This window comes from Rhodococcus sp. NPDC019647 (genome assembly GCF_044389235.1).
GTDB classification, from domain to species: Bacteria; Actinomycetota; Actinomycetes; order Mycobacteriales; family Mycobacteriaceae; genus Rhodococcus_F; species Rhodococcus_F oxybenzonivorans.
Genome location: NZ_JBIRXS010000039.1, coordinates 12,373 through 32,251, shown reverse-complemented (window position 1 = coordinate 32,251; position 19,879 = coordinate 12,373). Strand labels below are relative to the sequence as shown.

At 66.5% G+C, this 19,879-nt stretch carries 17 protein-coding genes and 2 tRNA genes; 3 read left to right on the top strand and 16 right to left on the bottom strand.

Annotated elements, in window-relative coordinates:
- Positions 1-3 precede the first annotated feature (3 nt).
- The 7 genes from ACH49N_RS35525 to ACH49N_RS35495 all read right to left on the bottom strand — a co-directional run bounded on the left by ACH49N_RS35525 (position 4) and on the right by ACH49N_RS35495 (position 5,344).
- A tRNA-Leu gene (locus tag ACH49N_RS35525) sits at positions 4-77 on the bottom strand.
- Between the two features lie 50 nt (positions 78-127).
- Positions 128-1,072: a Ppx/GppA phosphatase family protein gene (locus ACH49N_RS35520; protein ID WP_250776412.1), complete on the bottom strand. Its 945-nt coding sequence runs from the start codon at positions 1,070-1,072 to the stop codon at positions 128-130.
- A complete protein-coding gene (locus ACH49N_RS35515; RefSeq protein WP_109332261.1) occupies positions 1,069-1,623 on the bottom strand; it encodes a DUF501 domain-containing protein in 555 nt (184 codons plus the stop codon). Before ACH49N_RS35515 ends, ACH49N_RS35520 begins: the two co-directional genes overlap by 4 nt.
- On the bottom strand, positions 1,620-2,345 hold the full coding sequence (locus ACH49N_RS35510; RefSeq protein WP_358277042.1) for a septum formation initiator family protein: 726 nt from the start codon (positions 2,343-2,345) through the stop codon (positions 1,620-1,622). The genes ACH49N_RS35515 and ACH49N_RS35510 overlap by 4 nt, the downstream gene beginning before the upstream one ends.
- A 33-nt stretch (positions 2,346-2,378) precedes the next feature.
- Entirely contained in the window at positions 2,379-3,665 is a 1,287-nt protein-coding gene (gene eno, locus ACH49N_RS35505; protein WP_159925184.1) for a phosphopyruvate hydratase, read from the bottom strand.
- A gap of 185 nt (positions 3,666-3,850) precedes the next feature.
- Positions 3,851-4,621, bottom strand: a complete 771-nt coding sequence (locus ACH49N_RS35500) for a lytic transglycosylase domain-containing protein (RefSeq protein WP_374435469.1) — start codon at positions 4,619-4,621, stop codon at positions 3,851-3,853.
- A gap of 291 nt (positions 4,622-4,912) precedes the next feature.
- Positions 4,913-5,344, bottom strand: coding sequence for a hypothetical protein (locus ACH49N_RS35495; RefSeq protein ID WP_358277041.1), 432 nt, complete (start codon positions 5,342-5,344; stop codon positions 4,913-4,915).
- An 80-nt stretch (positions 5,345-5,424) separates the two neighbouring features.
- Here ACH49N_RS35495 and ACH49N_RS35490 point away from each other — a divergent pair, with 80 nt between their 5' ends.
- Positions 5,425-5,790: a hypothetical protein gene (locus ACH49N_RS35490; RefSeq protein WP_358277040.1), complete on the top strand. Its 366-nt coding sequence runs from the start codon at positions 5,425-5,427 to the stop codon at positions 5,788-5,790.
- Positions 5,791-5,807: 17 nt separating this feature from the next.
- Here ACH49N_RS35490 and ACH49N_RS35485 read toward each other — a convergent pair whose 3' ends face one another.
- The 9 genes from ACH49N_RS35485 to ACH49N_RS35445 all read right to left on the bottom strand — a co-directional run bounded on the left by ACH49N_RS35485 (position 5,808) and on the right by ACH49N_RS35445 (position 17,990).
- Positions 5,808-6,674 carry a MazG family protein gene (locus tag ACH49N_RS35485; RefSeq protein ID WP_358277039.1) on the bottom strand — a complete coding sequence of 289 codons (867 nt, stop codon included), beginning with the start codon at positions 6,672-6,674 and terminating at the stop codon, positions 5,808-5,810.
- Between the two features lie 4 nt (positions 6,675-6,678).
- The gene (gene mfd / locus ACH49N_RS35480) at positions 6,679-10,329 is read right to left on the bottom strand and encodes a transcription-repair coupling factor (RefSeq protein ID WP_358277038.1); all 3,651 of its coding nucleotides are present in this window, start codon (positions 10,327-10,329) and stop codon (positions 6,679-6,681) included.
- 145 nt (positions 10,330-10,474) lie between these two features.
- Positions 10,475-12,319, bottom strand: coding sequence for an EAL domain-containing protein (locus tag ACH49N_RS35475; protein ID WP_358277037.1), 1,845 nt, complete (start codon positions 12,317-12,319; stop codon positions 10,475-10,477).
- Positions 12,320-12,330: 11 nt separating this feature from the next.
- Entirely contained in the window at positions 12,331-14,484 is a 2,154-nt protein-coding gene (locus ACH49N_RS35470) for an Rv1355c family protein (protein WP_358277036.1), read from the bottom strand.
- On the bottom strand, positions 14,481-15,251 hold the full coding sequence (locus ACH49N_RS35465; RefSeq protein ID WP_250776420.1) for a hypothetical protein: 771 nt from the start codon (positions 15,249-15,251) through the stop codon (positions 14,481-14,483). The genes ACH49N_RS35470 and ACH49N_RS35465 overlap by 4 nt, the downstream gene beginning before the upstream one ends.
- Positions 15,252-15,457: 206 nt before the next feature.
- Complete coding sequence (locus ACH49N_RS35460; RefSeq protein WP_159925172.1) at positions 15,458-15,883, bottom strand: hypothetical protein; 426 nt, start codon at positions 15,881-15,883, stop codon at positions 15,458-15,460.
- 7 nt (positions 15,884-15,890) lie between these two features.
- A complete protein-coding gene (locus tag ACH49N_RS35455; RefSeq protein WP_109332285.1) occupies positions 15,891-16,343 on the bottom strand; it encodes a GyrI-like domain-containing protein in 453 nt (150 codons plus the stop codon).
- Between the two features lie 276 nt (positions 16,344-16,619).
- A complete protein-coding gene (locus tag ACH49N_RS35450; RefSeq protein ID WP_159925170.1) occupies positions 16,620-17,261 on the bottom strand; it encodes a ScbR family autoregulator-binding transcription factor in 642 nt (213 codons plus the stop codon).
- Positions 17,262-17,375: 114 nt separating this feature from the next.
- Complete coding sequence (locus ACH49N_RS35445) at positions 17,376-17,990, bottom strand: TetR/AcrR family transcriptional regulator (protein WP_230990262.1); 615 nt, start codon at positions 17,988-17,990, stop codon at positions 17,376-17,378.
- A gap of 238 nt (positions 17,991-18,228) precedes the next feature.
- Between ACH49N_RS35445 and ACH49N_RS35440 the strand changes: the two genes are divergently transcribed.
- Both ACH49N_RS35440 and glmU read left to right on the top strand, forming a co-directional pair.
- Positions 18,229-18,299, top strand: a tRNA-Gln gene (locus tag ACH49N_RS35440).
- A gap of 77 nt (positions 18,300-18,376) precedes the next feature.
- The gene (gene glmU, locus ACH49N_RS35435) at positions 18,377-19,876 is read left to right on the top strand and encodes a bifunctional UDP-N-acetylglucosamine diphosphorylase/glucosamine-1-phosphate N-acetyltransferase GlmU (protein WP_250776421.1); all 1,500 of its coding nucleotides are present in this window, start codon (positions 18,377-18,379) and stop codon (positions 19,874-19,876) included.
- Positions 19,877-19,879 lie beyond the last annotated feature (3 nt).

Below are 19,879 nucleotides of genomic sequence, written 5' to 3'. Positions count from 1 at the left end.
ACGTGCCCCCAGTCGGACTCGAACCGACACTGTGCGGATTTTAAGTCCGCTGCCTCTGCCAATTGGGCTATAGGGGCTGCTGGTCGCCGAGGTGGTGCCTCGGCGACGTCGCGCAGATCAGATTAGCTCAGCCGATGGACATCGCAATTCCGTCGAGGATGTCGTGCTCGCTGACCACGAGTTCGTCGATGCCGGCTTTGCGTTCCAGCTCCTCGGCGAGTGCGAGGGTGACGATCGCACCGCCGCCGATGACGTCGACCCGGCCTGGGTGCATCGGCCCGAGTGCCGCCCGCTCGTCGTGTGTCATGGCGATCAGCGACTCGCAGACCTCACGCAGCCGGGGTAGCGGGACGCGGGAGAGGTGGACCTGCTCGGCGTCGTACTCGGGCAGTTTCTTCGCCAGCGCGGCGATGGTGGTCATCGTGCCTGCCACGCCCACCCAGGTCCGGGCCTGCTCGACGGGCACACGGGCGAATGCTTCGTCGAGGCGCTCCTTCGCGAAGGTGCGTGCCGCGTCGACCTGCTCGGCGGTGGGCGGATCGTCGTGCAGGCATCTCTCGGTGATCCGCACACAGCCGATGTCGGTGGAGAACGCCGCGTGAACGCCGGACTCGTCACCGAGCACCACCTCGGTGGAACCGCCACCGAGGTCGACCACCACGAACGGACCCTGCGCCGCATCGAGTTCGCCCACAGCACCGTTGAACGACAACCGCGCTTCCTCGTCCCCGGTGATCACCTCGGCTCCGGCGCCCGCGATCACCGACCCCAGCACGTCCCTGGTCATCGAGAAGAAGTCTTCTCGATTGGATGCGTCCCGGGTGGCGGAGGTGGCGACCATCCGGACGGCTGTCGCGCCGGCGTCGCTGATCAGGCTTGCATATTCACTGAGTGCGATTCGCGTGCGCTCGATGGCCTCGGGTGCGAGTCGACCGGTGGCGTCGACACCCTGCCCGAGCCGGACGACGCGCATCTCACGGCACACGTCGTGAAGTGCGCCGTCGGTGTCGATGTCGGCGATGAGTAGACGAATCGAATTGGTTCCGCAGTCGACGGCCGCTACCCGCGTCACTGTTCGGCGCTTTCGAGGTCGTCGATACCCGGCCAGTCCGCGGGAATGGCCGTGCCCCTCAGCTTTCCACCGGCAGCCGACGCGGCGAGGGCGACCGATTCGTCACCGAGCGGATTGACCCCCGGACCCTTTGCGAGCGAATGGGCCATCAGCACGTGCAGGCACTTGACGCGGTCGGGCATACCGCCGCCAGTGAAGTCGGTTCCCAGCGATTCGATCGCGTCACGCTCTGCCAGGTATGACTCGTGCGCCCGCCGGTAGGCGGCCGCCAGCTCGGGATCGGAAGCGAGGCGCTCCGTCATCTCCCGCATCACGCCAGCCGACTCCTGTCGGCTCGCCTCTGCGGTCAGCCGCGGGTCGGTGAGGTAGTACAGCGTCGGGAACGGGGTGCCGTCGGGAAGCTTCGGCGCCGTCTTCACGACACCGGGGCGACCGTCGGGGCTGCGGTATGCGATGTCGAGCACTCCACGCGGTTCGCGCCCGAGCTGGGCGGCAACGGCGTCGAGGTCTTCCTGCGACACGGGGTGGGACGGGTCGGACGAAGTGGTCACCCGGTGGGTTCTCCTGGTTCTAGCGGTGCGGGCGGCGGGGGCACGGGAGCGGGGGCCGGCGTGGGCTGTGCCTCGGGTGCTACCGGAGGTTCTGACACTGTTTTCCACAGGTCGGAGTACCAGGGGCCCGCCATCTCGGCGTCCTTCTCTTCCCGTTTCTCCGGTTCCTTGTAGTCGCCGGGCAGCTGCACCTGGTACGGCGTGTCGCCGGGCCGGACCCAGCGGAGCCGGCCGCGTGCCTGCGCCTCGATGTAGGCGGGGTCGGAATAGCGTTGCTCGAGAATACGCAGTTCGGCGAGCTCCTCCTCGAGCTGAACCTGTTCAGCGGCAAGCCGGTCGGCCTCACCTCGCTGGGTGAGGTATGTCCGCAGCGGAACCGCGAGGGTCAGCGCGAGGAGGAGTACGACCACGACGAGGATCAGGGCGCGGCCGGTCGACAATCCGAGAATGGTGTGTTCGGAGCGGGGAATTCGGGCCGCTACGCCGGTGGCGCCGATCCTGCGAGGACGGGCACGACCGGGCAGCACTTTTCCGGTGTCGGCACCGTCGGGAGCTGCAGGCTTGCCCTCTGCGGAACCCGGCGGAGTCGACTTGGTGGTGCGGGGTCGCCGTGCACCACCGGGGACTCCGTCGGTCCGGGTTCGCCGCGACCGTTCACCACGCCCGGCGGCCCGGCCGCCCGGACTTGCTCCGGACGACCGCGGCCTACCGCGTTGTGCCACTACCCAGATACCCCTTTACTCGACAGCCGAGAATCAGCCCTCGTAGGCGAACCGCGGGAAAGCGACCTCGCCGGCGTAACGGGCGGCGTCGCCGAGGTTCTCCTCGATGCGCAGGAGCTGGTTGTACTTGGCGACGCGCTCGCTGCGGGCGGGGGCGCCGGTCTTGATCTGACCGCTGCCGACGGCGACGGCGAGGTCGGCGATGGTGGTGTCCTCGGTCTCGCCGGACCGGTGGCTCATCATCGTCTTGTAGCCGTTGCGGTGCGCGAGGTCGACGGCGTCGAGCGTTTCGGTGAGCGTGCCGATCTGGTTCACCTTCACCAGCAGCGCGTTGGCGGCACCCTTGACGATGCCCTCTTCGAGCCGCTCGGGGTTGGTGACGAACAGGTCGTCGCCGACGAGCTGAACCTTGTTGCCGATCTGATCGGTCAGGGCGACCCAGCCGTCCCAGTCGTCCTCGCTCAGCGGATCCTCGATCGAGACGAGCGGGTACGCGTCGATCAGCTCCGCGTAGAAGTCCGCCATCTCGGCCGCGGTGCGGTTACTGCCCTCGAACTTGTAGCCGGCGCCCTCGGTGTAGAACTCGGTGGCGGCGACGTCGAGCGCGAGTGCCACATCGGTTCCCAGAACCAGGCCGGTCTTGCCGATCGCGACGCTGATCAGATCGAGCGCCTCCTTGGTGCCTGCGACGTCGGGGGCGAAGCCACCCTCGTCACCGAGGCCGGTGGCCAGGCCCTTCTCCTTCAGCACCGCCTTGAGCGCGTGGTAGACCTCGGCGCCCCAGCGCAGCGACTCCTTGAAGGTGGCGGCACCGATCGGCGCGACCATGAATTCCTGGACATCGACGCCCGTGTCGGCGTGTGCGCCGCCGTTGAGAATGTTCATCATCGGGACCGGCAGCACGTGGGCGTTGGGGCCGCCGACATAGCGGAAGAGATCGAGACCCGACGAGTCGGCAGCCGCGCGGGCCACGGCCAGCGAGGCGCCGAGGAGCGCGTTGGCGCCGAGGCGGGACTTGTCCGGGGTGCCGTCGGCGTCGAGCAGGGCCTGATCGACGGTGCGCTGCTCGGTGGCATCGATCCCGATGATGGCCGGGGCGATCTCGCTCAGGACCGCCTCGACGGCCTTCTCGACACCCTTGCCGTTGTAGCGGTCGCCGCCGTCGCGCAGCTCGACGGCCTCGTGCTCACCGGTGGATGCACCCGACGGGACCGCGGCGCGAGCGAAACTTCCGTCGTCGAGCAGCACCTCGACCTCCACCGTGGGATTGCCACGGGAATCGAGGATTTCACGGGCTCCGACCTGCTCAATGATGGACACTTACAGACTCTCCTTCTATGGGCTTCGCACTGTGCACCGACGGTCCGATGGTGCCAGGACACCAGATCGTGCCAGCACACAGCGTAACGGCACAGCGTAGGGGGCGCGGGATGGCGCGCCTCGGTCACCGTGATCCGCCGGTGTGCTGCTCGAATTCCCACCTGATGGACCAGCCGGTAACGAGGTTACGGACGGACTCCCACCGAGTACGCCGACGCCCGGTCACGCACGAGGGTGAGGTACTCGCCGGACAGGTTGTACGCCATCAGCGCCGACTGCCACCCTTCCGGTTCGGTGAGGTCACCGCCGCGGGCGCACAGGTAGCGGGCTGCCGTCAGGGCCGCGTCGTCGATGTTGTCGGCATCGGCCACACCGTCGCCGTTGGCGTCGACGCCCCATCTCTTCCACGTTTCCGGAATGAACTGGAGCGGACCCATAGCCCGATCGTGCACGGGGTCGCCATCCCATTCGCCACGGTCGGTGTCGGGAATCTCCGCCACACCTGGGCCTCCGTCGAGGGGAATGCCGCGGATTTCCGGGGTCACCTGCCCGGTCGGGGCGACGGAGGAACCCTGATGGGTGCCGTGCCTGCTCTCCACGCTCGCGATTCCGGCGAGAGTGGTCCACCCGATCCCGCATTCGGGAGCGGTGGCGGCGAGAACGGCCGCGGCGTAGCCGTACGCCTCGAGTGCGGTTGTGCCGATACCCACGGCGTCCGTCAACTCTGCCGACCAACCGCGCAGCTGGTCGGCACTACGTCCCGGCGCCTCGATGTCGATCGGCGGAGTGGGCGCACCCGGACCAGGCGGGATGCCCTCCGGTATCGCGACACGCGGCTCCTGCTCCCGCGAGCAGGCACCGTAGGCAACCGTCACGACCACCAGCGCCGCGAGAAAGGCGATCAGGGTTCGGGGCCATCGAGAACGACGCTTCGGCGCAGCGGGATAACGGGTCACCATTCCATCATCCATATGGCGAAGCGGTAGTCCGAGAAGTCCGCGCGTGCCGGGAGCACAATTCGCACCGTTTGTGTACGCGTCGCACCACTCCGCGCGGGCGCGACGCGCGCACTGAGTCCGCGGATGTCGGGAGTTATCCACAACCCGCGACCCGCACCTTCCGCCCTCCCCTGAGTACGAGCACGCTGACTGCATGGATTCGGAACCGGCGGGACTCGTCCGACGCTGCACGGCACTCGATCACGGCTATACCGACGGTGAGCTCCACCGATCCGCAGGCGCGGTGACCTACTCACCGTGCGCCGAGGCACGTACCTGCGCCGCGACGACGACGCCCGACTCGACACCGTCGGTCGACATCGCGTTCTCGCGCACGCCACAGCGGTGGCATCGCATTCCGACGCCGCGGTGAGTCATGTGTCTGCCCTCGCACTCCACGGAATCGACTTGTGGAACGTTCCCCTCGCGCTGGTTCACATGACCGCCAACCGCACGCAGGGTGGCAAGAAGAGTCGCCGCCGCCACCTGCACGCCACGCCGTTCTTGCCCGACGAGGTCATCATGATCGACGGCATACTCGTCACGACGGTGCCGCGTTCCCTCGTCGATTTCGCTCGCACCGTTCCGTTCGAGCAAGCAGTCGTGGCAGGTGATCATGCACTGCGTCTCGGCCTGACGGACCACGACGAACTCGCCGACGCCGTCGCCCGCGCACACCATCGCACCGGCGCGAAGCGTGCCGAGCGGGCAGTCGCGTTCATGAATGGCTTAGCGACAGTGTCGGTGAATCACGCAGCCGCGTGCTCTTTCATCGCGAAGAGTTGCCGGCACCCGAACTGCAACAGGTGGTGCCGGGCCTCGACGGCCGTCCGGTCGGCCGGGTGGACTTCTTGTGGCGGGAGTACGGAGTCGTCGGTGAATTCGACGGAATGGAGAAGTACTCGCTGCACCCGACACGCTCGGAGTCGGAGTCGGTGCGGCTGGAGAAGCTTCGCGAGGACGACCTCCGGGCGACCGGGGTCGCCGTCGCGCGCTGGACGTGGAAACACCTGGACGACCCGGCGACCGTGGTGGCCCGGATCCGCCGGGCGTGCGAACTCGGCTGCCGATCCGCGCCGCTGTCGTTCGCATCGCAGACCGTCTCGCCGGTGCGGCGCAGGCACTAGGTCCACGGATTCAGGACTCAGGCCGGCCAGTGGGCGGACCAGTCCCCCGGCTGGAGTACCTGGGTGCCTTCGGCGCGGGCAGCTTTCTCGGCGGCGCGGATGCGCGCGATGAACTCGTCCGTCACCGCGCGCAGCGTCGTCTCCGCGTCCGCCTGGGCGTGGAGTGCGGCCTCGAGTTCGGTGGGTATCAACTCCGTCGGCAACCCCGCCTTCGCGGCTTTGGCCATCACCTTTGCCGCAAGGGACGCGGCGGGCTGGCTGAGCGCGATGCCGTCGAGGCACGATTCGCGGGCTTTTTCGGCCGCCTTCCGGATCTCCCATGCACGTTCCTGCTCCGCAATGTCGACGGGGCCGACGACGTCTTCGCTGAGATGGGGACTGCGGTGCACGAGTTTGGCGACGAGAGTGGCTGCCACGTCGTCGACGTCGAAGTTCCCCGACGCCGACGCGATCCGCGCATGGAACAGCACCTGCAGCAGTAGGTCGCCCAGTTCTTCGCGCAGCTCACCGGTATCGGAAGACTCGATCGCGTCGAGCACCTCGTAGGTCTCCTCCACGAGATAGTGCGCGAGGCTGCGGTGGGTTTGCGTCACTTCCCAGCCCCCGTAACTCCAGAGCCGGTCCATCACCTCGGCGGCCTCGACCAGGTTGTCTCCCAATAGTTTCGGCGCCGAGATGACGCGATCTCCCCCTGTCACGCGGGCGCGGACGGCGGGGTGCTCGCGATCGGTGGTGACCAGGACATCCGATTTCGGCACGACAGTGAGGAACTGCCGGACGCCGTCGGGGACCTCGTCGGTGACCTGCACGCCGTCGCCGATCACCCCGAGGGCTTCCATCGGGATCGTTGACGGCCGAAGGGGGTCGAGCAGGATCACCGTCATAGGGTCAGGCCTCCATCACCACGGAACCGGCAGCCTTGCCGTCGAGCGCGACGATGAAGTCGGCGATGTACTGCAGCAGCTCCACGTCGCGTACGCGGTCGGCGCCGATACCTCCCGAGCCGGCCCGCGGCAGCGGCAGCTGGACCATTCCGGTGGTGGCCCGGTACTGGGCGCTCGGGTAAATGCGCTTGAGGCGCAACTGCTTCGAGTCGGGCAGCGGCATCGGTGCGATCTTCAGCTGAGTGCCGGCCACCGCGACCTCCTCGAGACCGTATTCGCGGCACAGCAGGCGCAGCTTGGCCACGGAGACCAGCCGGCGTACCTCTTCGGGCATCGGACCATACCGGTCGACGAGCTCGTCCACGACAGCGGCAATGCCGGCATGATCCGTCGCCGCGGCGAGTTTGCGATACCCCTCGAGCCGCAGACGGTCGCTGGTGACGTAGTCGGGAGGGATGTGCGCGTCGACGGGGAGGTCGATCCGGACCTCCTTGGGCGCGTCCTCCGTGGTGACGGGTCTTCCGTCCGCTGCTGCACGGAAGGCCTCGACGGCTTCACCGACCAGGCGCACGTACAGGTCGAAGCCGACACCCGCGACGTGACCCGATTGTTCGGCACCCAGCACATTTCCGGCGCCACGGATCTCGAGGTCCTTCATCGCCACTGCCATGCCGGCGCCGAGATCCGAGTTCTGCGAGATGGTAGCGAGCCGGTCGTACGCCGTTTCGGTGAGCGGCTTCTCAGGCGGATACAGGAAGTACGCATACCCACGTTCGCGGCTACGCCCGACCCGCCCGCGCAGCTGGTGCAGCTGGGAAAGACCCAGGGAGTCGGCGCGTTCCACGATGAGCGTGTTGGCATTGGAGATGTCGAGGCCCGTCTCGATGATCGTGGTACACACCAGGACGTCGAAGTCACGTTCCCAGAAGCCCTGCACCGTCCGCTCGAGCGTGTCCTCGTTCATCTGGCCGTGCGCCACCGCGACCCGTGCTTCCGGCACCAGGTCGCGGATGCGTTGCGCTGCCTTGTCGATGGAGCTCACCCGGTTGTGGACATAGAAGACCTGACCGTCGCGGAGCAGTTCCCGTCGGATTGCCGCGGCGACCTGCTTGTCGGCGTACGCACCGACGTAGGTGAGGATCGGGTGCCGTTCCTCCGGAGGCGTCAGAATCGTCGACATCTCGCGGATGCCGGCCATACTCATTTCGAGGGTTCGCGGAATCGGTGTGGCAGACATGGTGAGCACGTCGACGTGCGTACGCAGCGCCTTGATGTGCTCCTTGTGTTCGACACCGAAGCGCTGCTCCTCGTCGACGATTACAAGGCCGAGGTCCTTCCACCGGATCCCGGTCTGCAGCAGCCGGTGTGTTCCGACCACCACGTCGATTTCGCCGTCCGCCATCCCAGCGATGATCTCCTTGGAGTCACCGGGGTCGGTGAATCGGGACAGTCCGCGCACCTTCACCGGGAATGCTGCCATCCGCTCGGTGAACGTCTGCAAATGTTGTTGCGCGAGAAGCGTGGTGGGCACGAGCACTGCCACCTGCTTGCCGTCCTGCACCGCCTTGAAGGCAGCACGTACCGCGATCTCGGTCTTGCCGTATCCGACGTCACCGATGACGACGCGGTCCATCGGGACCGCCTTCTCCATGTCGGCCTTGACCTCGCTGATCACCGTCAGCTGATCGACCGTCTCGGTGAACGCGAACGCGTCCTCCATCTCCTTCTGCCACGGTGTGTCCGGCCCGAAAGCGTGGCCGGGCGCCGCCTGACGCGCCGCATAGAGCTGGACGAGTTCGCCGGCGATCTCGCGAACTGCCTTGCGCGCCTTGCGTTTGGTGTTTGCCCAGTCGGAGCCGCCGAGCTTGCTCAGGGCGGGAAGCTCACCGCCGACGTAACGGGAGAGCTGATCGAGGGATTCCATGGGGACGAACAGGCGGTCACCGGGATGACCACGCTTGCTCGCGGCGTACTCGATCACGAGGTACTCACGTCGCGCGCCGCCGATGGTGCGCTCGACCATCTCGACGAATCGTCCGATGCCGTGCTGGTCGTGCACCACCATGTCGCCCGCTGTCAGTGCGAGCGGATCCACCTGATTGCGCCGCTTGGCGGGCAGTCTCTTGCCGTCGCCGACGGCGGCAACCCGGTTACCGGTGAGATCGGACTCGGTGACGATGACCAGTCCGGGTGTCGAGTCGTCACCCGGCAGCACCAGCCCCTCGTGCAGCGCCCCACGGAGCACCGCCACCTGCCCGCGCGGCGGCTCCCCACCCGCCGTGAGTTCGGCAGCCGGGACTTCCGCCTCGTGCAGCCGCTCGAGAACCCTGTGTGCGGTGCCTGCACCGGGTACGACGACGACGGCGCGGCCACCAGTGCTCACGTGGGCACGCAGGGACACGAACAACTCGGCCAGCAGATCGTCGGATCCGCGCACCTGGGGCGCCGCGGTGACCGCCAGTTCGAGTTCTTCACCGTTTCCCGACGCGAGGGGGCTCAGAGTCCACCACGGGCGGCCACTGGCCTCCGCCGAGTCCCGGACCTGGCGCAGCGAACGATAGGCGGAGGCACCGAGGTCGATACCGCCCCCTTTCAACGCCGACGCGTCGAGCGGTGCGTCAGCGCCGATCGAGGCAGCCGTCCACGAGGCCTCCAGGAACTCCTGACCGGTGCGCACGAGATCGGTGGCACGAGTCCTCACCTTCTCGGGGTCGCACAGCAGGATGTGGGCGTCGTCCGGCAGCACATCGGTGAGGAGCTGCAGTTGGCCCGGCCGCAGCACCGGCAGCAGCGCCTCCATGCCTTCCACCGGAATGCCCGCCGACATCTTGTCGAGCATCTCCACGAGAGCGGCGTCGGCTTGATTGTCGGCCGCGAGTTGCGCCGCACGATCACGCACGTCCTGGGTGAGGATGAGCTCCCGACACGGCGGGGCGATCACCGCGTCGAGTTCGACTTCGGGAAGTGACCGCTGGTCCGCCACCGAGAAGGCACGGAGCTCGGTGACCTCGTCGCCCCAGAACTCGATGCGGACGGGGTGGTCCGCGGTGGGCGAGAACAGGTCGAGGATGCCGCCGCGGACGGCGAACTCCCCGCGCTTGCCGACCATGTCGACGCGGGTGTACGCCATTTCGACGAGCCGCTGGACGAGTCCGTCGAAATCGTGCTCGACGCCCACCCGCAGGGTGATCGGTTCGATCTCGCCGAGGCCGGGTGCCATGGGCTGCACGAGGGAGCGCACCGTGGTGACGATCACCCGCAACGGCGCACCGTACGAGACGTCGTCCGGGCGGGCCAGCCGGCGGAGAACCTCGATGCGCTTGCCGACGGTGTCGGCGCTCGGTGACAGCCGCTCGTGCGGCAGGGTCTCCCACGACGGGAACTGGGCGACGGCGTCGCCGATCATCTCCTGAAGTTCGGCGGTGAGGTCGTCGGCCTCGCGGCCGGTGGCGGTGACCAGCAACAAGTGGGTGCGCTCGGCGAGCGCCGCGGCCACGAACGGGCGGACGGGCCCGGGAGCGACGATGTCGAGATGACTGCGTCCGAGTACCTCGGCCACTTGCGCGATGACGCCGTCGGCCAGAGCGATCCGTGCCAGGCCGGCGAGCGGAGTTCTAGCGGACGAGGGCTCGGCGGCGATGAGCGGGGAAGACAACGACAACTCCTGAGCAGTGATGACGAACTGCCGGCGAACAGCTCGGGCCGAGGCGCTCGGCCAGTTGCGGACTGAGCCAGCCTAGTCGATCCCGGCCACATGCGGATTCTTGTCTGCCCGCTGGCCGGGCAAACAGGAACGGCCGTCAGATCGCGACGTCGATACTGCCCTTGACCAGCAGTGCACCGATCGCCGCCCCGGACACCGGGCGGCTGAACAAGAACCCCTGACCTCGGTGGCAGCCCAGGTCGATGAGCGCTCGGGCCGCCTCGGCGTTCTCGACCCCCTCCGCCACCAGCTCGAGACCGAACGACTCGGCCAGCCCGACGATCGACTTCACGATTGCCCTGTCTTCCGGGTTCTTGTCCAGATTCATGACGAAACCCCGGTCGATTTTGAGCGTCCCGACGGGGAGCGCCTTCAGGTGACTCAGCGAACTGAAGCCCGTACCGAAGTCGTCGATCGCCACCTCGACGTGCAGCTCGTGCAGACCGTCGAGGGCCTCCCGAGTTCGGGTGAGGTCACTCAGCACCGCATTCTCGGTAATCTCCAGACACAAGGCACCCTGTCGCAGATCGAACTCCTTCAGCGCACTCGCGACCACGTCGAGAAAGTCCAGCCCGGCCAGCTGCCCGGGCGAGACATTGACGCGAAGGGTGAGATCCAGGCCTGGTGCCTGGCTACTCCACCGTGACCACTGCGCACACGCGGTTCTGATGACCCAGCGACCGAGTTCCCCGGCCAGGTTGGTCGCCTCGGCGACGTCGATGAACGACACCGGCTGCAGCAAGCCCAGGAACGGATGATGCCAGCGCACCAACGCCTCGACCCCGATGATGCGACCGGTGCGCAGGTCGACTTCCGGCTGATACTCGAGGAACAGCGACCCGTCGGCGATGGCGCCGCGCAAGCTCAACTCGATCATGTTGCGCTTTTCGCTCTCCGCCTGCATCTCCTCGGTGAACACGCTGATAGCGTTGCCGCCCTTGGTTTTCGCGGCCATGACGGCCTGGTCTCCCCGGCTGAGCAATGCGCCCGTCGTCACCTTGCCCGGATGCCCTGCCGCGACACCGATACTGACGCTGCGACTGACCACCTCGCGCCCGAGTCGCACTCGCTCGGTCACCACGTCGCGGATGTGCTGTGCCTGCAGTTCCGCTTCCGCGAGATCGACGGACCCGCCGAGGACGAGGACGAATTCATCACCTCCGAGGCGTGCGACGAGGTCGTCGGGTGCGCAGCTCGCCCGAAGCCGATCCGCGATCGTGGAGATGAATCCGTCACCGGCCCCGTGGCCGAAGAAGTCGTTGAGCGGCTTCAACCGGTCGAGGTCGAGGAACAGGATGGCCACCGGGCCCGGATCCGCAGAACTCAACCGCGCGTCGAGATGGCTGTAGAGGGCGCGCCTGTTACTGAGCCCGGTGAGGGAGTCGTGATCGGCCGAGTACCGCAGCTGTTCCTCGACTGCGACACGCGCCTGCACCTGTGCGAGCAGAGCGGCGATCGCCTTGAGGACATCGACCTCCGCGGGCGTCCAGTCGCGATCGCCGAACTTGATGAACCCGAGGGTGCCCGTCGTCGTCTCCCCCGACAGCAACGGAACGGCCGCGAGCGACACCTCGGGTACTCCGGACGCCTCCCGAACACGGTCGTTGTAGTCGGGCCCGGACACCTCCGGACGGGTGATGACCACTTCCTTCTGATGCTCGGTCAGCGCGAACATCGGATCCGCATCCTTGAAATACACCACCCCGATCGGGTCCGGTTCTGGGATGTGCGGGCGCGGGGGGTATTCGGCCACCAATACGGTCGCCCCGAGCTCGTGGTCGTTGAAGCGAAGGAAACAGGTATCCACCTCGAAGTGCTCGACCAGGTCCTGGAGGACCAGCTTGGCGACGGGCACGAAGGACACCGCATCCACGGGCGTGAGCCGTGACGCGACGGTCGTCACGAGGGTGTCAAGCTTCTCGGCGTGCTTCTCGGTAGGCACTGCGCCTCCTGTCACGACGTCGTCCGCCGTCCTGTCCGGTCCCGTCGACGCGCACTGCGCACCGAAGGCGCTGGGGCATGACTCAATCTCAGCACCATGATCAGCGACTCCTTTTCTCCCACTCCGACCAGGTCGACGAGTTCGCGTCGAAGACCCTCCAGCGACCCGGCATAGCGCGGCGACAAGTGCTCGAACTCCGCCCGCTCCACACCATAGAGAAACACCGGTGAGATGGGTTGCACCGCGAGCCCGTGCTGCTGCGCCGTGATCCACACACTCTCGGTGGCCTGTCCCCCGCGCACGTAGTCCGCCGCGTCTCGGCCGCACACCGAGAGCACCGCGATCGCCGAACTGGACGACACCCGGTCGCGAGTGGAATTGCCGAGCGCCCGGCCCCCGTCCTGCCCGCCCACGTGTTCCATCACGTCGGGTCGACGGAGCAACTCCAGCGTCGACAGTTCCGCGGAGTCGAGCTCGAGAGCGCGGACATCGATTCCCACGTCGACCGGATCGGCGGGTGGCCAGCGCAATTCGTCGATCATTTCCCGGTGCAAGGTCGGAGTCAGGAACCGGATGCGGTCGGACTCCGCCAGGATCTCACCGATGGTCGTCACGGTTGCTCGCTCGGTGACCAGGCGCAGCCGACCCTCTTCCTTCTCGGCGTCCTCCACCAGGCGAGCGGCGAGTGCATTGCCGAGGTCGGCTGGGACGCCCATATTCCGGTTGGTCGTGCGCTCACGCATGTGCACGTACCGACGGGCCAGGTCGGGGTCGTGGCCGCCGGCGAACGTCATCGTGGCAACCGGTCGACCCGGGTCGGTACCGCTGTGGAGCCGCACGTCGCCGAGGATCCCGGACGCCGCCGCAGCGATTCGGGCGTTGTGCAGTGCTGCTCCGATAGCCACCAGACTCCCGCGGTAGCCGACGTCCATCTCGGTAGTGTGCTCTCGGGCCAGGAAGAAGCTGAGCGCTTCGTCGTCCGCGACGATCTTCCACGGTTGAACGTTGCCCCCGGACGGCGCGAGGGCCGCGGACTCGAGCACTGCGTCTACTGCATCCACCGTGGCCACCGGGTCGAGGGGCGCCGTACCCCCGGCTTCCGCAGATGCCGCCGCCGCGAACACCGGCTCGGAGGTCGCCGGCTCGGACAGGGTGTCGAGGTGCTCGTCGAGGTCCATGCGGCACCGCCCCGACGCGAGGGGCTGTCCGAGCCCGATCCGCCGTACCGCCGCGGCCACCTGGGCGCCACCGAGCAGCACGTCACCGCCCAGCTGAGGCCAGGTGGAGATGGTTTCGTCCACCTCCACCAGCGAGGCCGCCATCGCCGTCGACAGCTGACCGGCATCGAGAATTCGCAGTACCAGGGGGATCTTCTCCCGGGCCCCCAGACCGGACAGCGAATCGACGTCGACGTCCCCGAGCACCCCGTGGAAGAGCGGACGCTCCGGTTCGAGGTCGAAACGTTCGACATCGACGAGCCCTCTGTCACTGGTGGCCATCAGAACGGGGAGCCGCCTGCGACGCGCCTCCTGCCGCAGCGACAGCTTGACGTCGAGGGAATCGCACTCGTCGATCACGACGTCGGTGCCGTCCAGGAACGCCGCCACCGTGTCGGTGCTCACGCCGTCTTCCCACAGCGACACATCCATGTACGGGTCGATCTCGGCGAGCCGACGGGCGGCCACCACCGACTTGTTCACGCCGAGGTCGAGCACCGTTCCGGGCACCCTGTTCAAGTTCGACAGTTCCATGGTGTCGAAGTCCGCGAGCCGCAGAGCGCCACATGCGCCTTCCAGGGTGAGAGCGAGCGCCACCGCGTGCCCGACACTGAGGCCGACGATCCCCACGGTCACGCCCCGTAACCGGTCCTGCTGCTCCGCCGTGATCTTGTTCCGATTCCTGTCCAGTCGCAGCAACCGAAACGACGCCGGACCGAGCAGACGTACCACCGTTCTGCGCCACGAGTAGTAGGCCCAGACGGGACGCTCCTCCGTGACTTCCGGCCCGGGGGCCGGTACGAGGCTGCGAAGATTCGCCCGCTGAAGTTCCAGCCGATCGACGAACAGCACGGCCGGATCCTGCCGGAGAAGTTCCAGCAGTTCCGCATCGTCGGGAACCGCCTCGTCGAGGACGAGTGCGGCATAGTCACCGCGAAAATCGTTCACGACACGCTCCGCATCGGCCGGACGACGCTTCCGATGGTCTCCGGCGCCATCGAAGGCGCCGGTCGGGACGTCGTGAGGAGTAGTTGGGCCAATTGCAAGGATTCGGCGTGGCCCCGGCGCCTCCTCCGATCCCACCACATCAGCCGCGTCTCGTAGCGGTCATCCGGATACGGCACCGGCGCAATATGGTCGGCCACCACACCGCCGGACGAAGCCCACGTCGCCAGCACGTGGGTGCCAGCCGTGGCGAGCATGAACTGCACGTCGAGAAGGTCCATCGAATAAGTCGCGAAACGGCCGAGCGCCGCTCCCAGTTCTCCCCGGTGAGACGCATTCTCCGACACCCAGGCGCCCTTCGCCTCGACGACCCCGAACGGTAACCGATCCTCGATCATCCGGCGAACCTCCGGGGCACCGGGATGGCCCGCCCATTCCGTTATTGCGTGCGCCTCACCTGCGGCGACGTAGGGTCCTTGTGCCCGCACCCCCGCGGCCACCGAACCGTCCGCATCCAGCGCGACGAAGAACACCGCGGTGGTGTCACCGTGTCGAATCCGGCTGTACTCGAGTGCTTTCTCGGCACCGTACCTCCGATAGCCATCCTTCGCTCCCTCGAGATATGCTTCCCAGAGTTGCGGCTCCGCCGACGGCCGGGCTGCAACGAAACGGCACTGAGATCGTGCATCCCAGACGCTCAGAGTTCGGTTTAGCGGTGTGTCGGTCGAGCGAAGTTCGTAGGGCGATTTCGACAATTGCTTCACAGGCATTGGTGTGTCCCATCGTGAGTCGGTGCAGCAGTTCCGAGGGACTCACGGGTTACGAGAGACCCCAAGAACTGGACACACGATCACCGGTCACAGTCCCGCAGTGAGCTATTTTCCGCGCTCACCAGCCATTTGTCACCTGCGATGCCACAAAGCGGACCTGAAACAAACTGCAGGTCCGTCTTTTCCGGCAATAACCGACTCTGGGATTACGCCAGCGAAATGAACAGCTCCACGCTGCTCGGAGAACGGAGAGACTCAACCTCTTCCGTGAAGGCGCGTTCGATGCGCCCTTCCTTCTCGGCTATTTCAGCCTGAAGCCACACATCCTCGATCGGATCGGACGACCGGCCGTCCGGTAGGAACTTGGCAAAGTATCCGGCCGGCACACGGACCAGCACGTCACCGATCGCGAGGTCATCCAGTCCGCCACACCGGTATCCGACGACCGCGCTCCACCCGAGGTCGGGAACGGCCACATAGACGGTGGTCAGATCGTCGATTCCGCGCTGATGGATGCGCTCGCGGGTGAACTTCATCAGGTCGGTGGCATGCACCGTCGAGCCCAATTCCATACGCGGAAGCACCAACCCACCGAAGTCGGCTGCCTCACGCTTGACGATCTCGAAAGTCATTGCGGCCCTACCTCGTAGCGGGTGGCACTATGGCCACATACAGATCGATTCCGAAGGCGTGCGGGTAGAACTCGAAATCGCCCGTGAAGGACCGTTCGATCTGTTTCAACTCTTCCGCTTCACGAATCTGCCCCCACAGCGCGTCGAACAAGTCGGGAAAGGTTCCCACCGACGAGAACTTGGCATACGTGCCCGCGGGCAGCCGGGACACGATGTGTCCCCGCTTCACCTCGTCGAGCGAGGAGCATTGGTACCCGACGATCTGGGTGTAATACGAATTGATGTCGGCTGCGTGGTCGACGTAGGCGGAGGCAAGCGGGCGGTCCACATTCTGCGCGAGCAGCGTGGACCACGTCTTCTCGAGAGCTGGATCACGCGCCTCACCGAGTGCACGTTTCGGACTACGCACGGCCAATCCGGCAACTAGCGTTTCTTCACGTTCGACGATGACGAACGGCATCGGGCACCCTCCGGCATCATCGGCGCACTGGGCTTACAACGACACTATCGCTTTTCGCTCCACCTGCATTCAGGCGAACGGACTTCAACCATACATTGCCGGGCCGGGAGCGGTGATTCATTGGTTCCGAAATCACCCGAGCCCCCGACCGCGGGTCCACTGCACTGTAGTGGTGCCTTTTCCTACCAGTGGAGGATGTGACACACATAACACTCTTGGGATACTTCGGCATTGGCGGAACCACTCCCCTGTCCCGGTCAACTCCCCCTGCCCCTGTCAACGAAGTAGTCGACGCGACGCGAACTGGCGGAAGTACACGAGCTTGGACGGCTCTACGAGACCGGGAAGAATGAAGTACCAGACGCGCTCCATGCGACGCGGGAGTTCGTCGAACGCGTTGGTCGCAGTGGCAACCACGTGGGTGCCCAACAGCGAGCCGAGCAAAAAGGTCGCGAGCGTCTCGGGAGCGACATCCTCTTCCGTGCGAATGTCACCCTCGTCGACGGCCCTGCCGACGAGCCGCTCGAAAGCCTGCTGCCACGCGGTCACCACATTGCCGTCGGTGCCCTGGTAGTCGCCGATTTCGTGCTGAAGTCGCAGCATCGCCGCCACGATCGGATCAGAACTGGCTGCCTCGATCGCGACGTAGGAGAGTGCGACGAGCGCCTCCAGCGCGGGCGTGGGCCCGTCGCTCACGGAAGTGACTCCTGCAGTGAGCCGGACCTGACCTTCGTCGATCACGCCCCGAGCGAGGTCTTCCTTGGAACTGAAGTGAAAGTACAGGGCACCTTTGGTGACACCGGACTGCTCGATGATCTCGTTGAGACCCGCATTCGCATACCCGAGGCGCACGAACACGTCGGCCGCGGCCATCAGGACTGATGCCCGAGTGACCTCTGCACGAACCTGTCTCGCCATCGATTGCCTCCCCGACCAACCCCTCCGAGGGGGCACACAACTGCTGCGAACCCTAACACCCGCCACGCTCGAGGCTGACGGTGTTGGACCGCGCGTCGGGAAATGAGAACCCGTTCATCCGACTGGAGGCTGTGGCCTGTCCGATCCGAGCTGCGGGTCTGCTTCCAGGTTGGTCAACCCGTTCCAGCAGAGGTTGACCAGATGTGCGGCCACCACCTCCTTGGACGGCGTGCGCTCGTCGAGCCACCAGGTCGCCGTGGTCGACACCATGCCGACCAACGCCTGTGCGTAGAGCAGGGCGAGGTCCGGATCGAATCCCCGCCGCGAGAAGTCACCGGCGAGAATGTGCCCCACCTGACCGATGGCCTCGTTCAGAAGACTCGAGTATGTGCCGTCCGGCGCAGCCATCGGCGAGTCACGAACCAGAATCCGGAAGCCGTCGGTGTGCTCCTCGACGTAGGTGAGCAGGGCGAGCGCCACCCGCTCGACCCGCACGCGGGAGCGGTTCTGCTTCAGCGAGGACGTGATCATGTCGAGCAACCGCGACATCTCCCGGTCCACAACCACCGCATAGAGGCCTTCCTTGCCACCGAAATGTTCGTACACGACCGGCTTGGAGACGTGCGCGCGCTGCGCGATCTCCTCGATCGAGGTGGCCTCGTAACCCCGCTCGGCAAAGAGGGCGCGCGCAATCTCGATCAGTTGCTCGCGGCGCTGAGTGCCGGTCATCCGGGTGCGCGCCACCCGCGCCGGGGTCGCATCCACTTCGGTGGGTCGGGGCACCGAGGCACCATCCTTTCCTCACACGCGCGACGGAACAAGTGCCGCGGGCAGCGCAGAACGCTGCAGGTAGCACCCACTCTATCGGGACGCCCGAAACAAATTTCCGGAGCGGTTCGACCTACGGCGGGTCGGCATGCGAGGATTCTCTCGCGCAAACGGGCGTGACACCCCGCGAGTGCGGCAATCCGCCGTAGTGTAATGGCAGCACCTCTGATTTTGGTTCAGATAGTTCAGGTTCGAGTCCTGGCGGCGGAGCGAAGCCTGAAGCGCAATGCGCTGTCCGGGCCGGCCGCCCAGAGAGCAGCAAGAGTAGAACGACCAGAGGGAGCTTCATGCCAGTGCAGACCGCCGTGGTCGTCCTCGCCGCCGGTGCAGGAACCCGGATGCGGTCGAAGATCCCCAAGGTGCTGCACACCCTGGGGGGACGCACGATGCTGGCGCACTCCCTCCACGCGGCCGCCGAAGTCGATCCCACGCATCTCGTCACCGTGGTCGGTCACGATCGCGAGCGTGTCGGCGCCGCAGTCACCACCCTGGAAGCCTCGCTCGGCCGCGCGATCGCCATCGCCGTCCAGGAAGAGCAAAACGGGACCGGGCACGCCGTCGACTGCGGCCTGTCTGCGCTACCCGCCGACTTCCAGGGGACCGTGCTGGTCACCGCCGCCGACGTACCACTGCTGGACGGCGACACCTTGCGGGCCCTTCTCGAGCGCCATCGCGGCGGGACGGCACCTACGGCCGTCACCGTGCTGACCTTCACCGCTCCCGAACCCACCGGATACGGGCGAATCGTCCGGCGGTCCGACGGCGAGATCACCCACATCGTCGAGCAGGCGGACGCTACCGCGGAACAGGCAGCGATCACCGAGGTCAACTCCGGCGTGTACGCCTTCGACGCCGAATTCCTACGCACAGCCCTCGGTCGGCTGAACGCGGACAACGCGCAGGGCGAGCTGTACCTGACCGATGTCGTGAAGATTGCCCGCGAGGCCGGTAAGCCAGTGGTCGCCGCCCATCTGACGGATGCCGCGAAAGTAGGCGGCGCCAACGACCGCGTGCAACTGTCGCGGCTCGCCGCCGAACTGAATCGGCGCACCGTGGAGAGGTGGATGCGCGACGGAGTCAGCGTCATCGATCCGGCCAGCACCTGGATCGACGTAGACGTCACACTCGGGCGCGATGTCACACTTCACCCCGGAGTCCAGCTGCACGGCACCACCACGGTGGGCGAAGATGCGGTGATCGGCCCCGACACCACGCTCACCGACGTGTCCGTCGGCGAGGGAGCGAGCGTCATTCGCACCCATGGCACCGAGGCACACATCGGTGCCCGCGCCACCGTCGGCCCTTTCTCCTACCTGCGCCCGGGCACCGTACTCGGCGAGTCCGGCAAACTCGGCGCCTTCGTCGAGACGAAGAACGCCGAGATCGGAGCGCATTCCAAAGTTCCTCACCTGACGTACGTCGGGGATGCCACGATCGGCGAGCACAGCAACATCGGAGCGTCCAGTGTGTTCGTCAATTACGACGGCGTCGCCAAGAGCCGTACCGTGGTGGGGTCGCATGTCCGGACGGGATCGGACACCATGTTCGTCGCTCCGGTACAGGTCGGTGACGGTGCCTACACCGGAGCCGGCACCGTGCTGCGGTACGACGTACCCCCGGGGGCGCTCGCCGTCTCCGGTGGGAAGCAGCGCAATATTGACGGCTGGGTGCAACGCAACCGGCCAGGTACCGCCGCCGCCGAGGCGGCGTCTGCCGCGGAACATCCTCACAGTTCCGACCTGCACGAAACCGACAAGCAAGATTTAAAGGATGGCATAGAGCAGTGACCG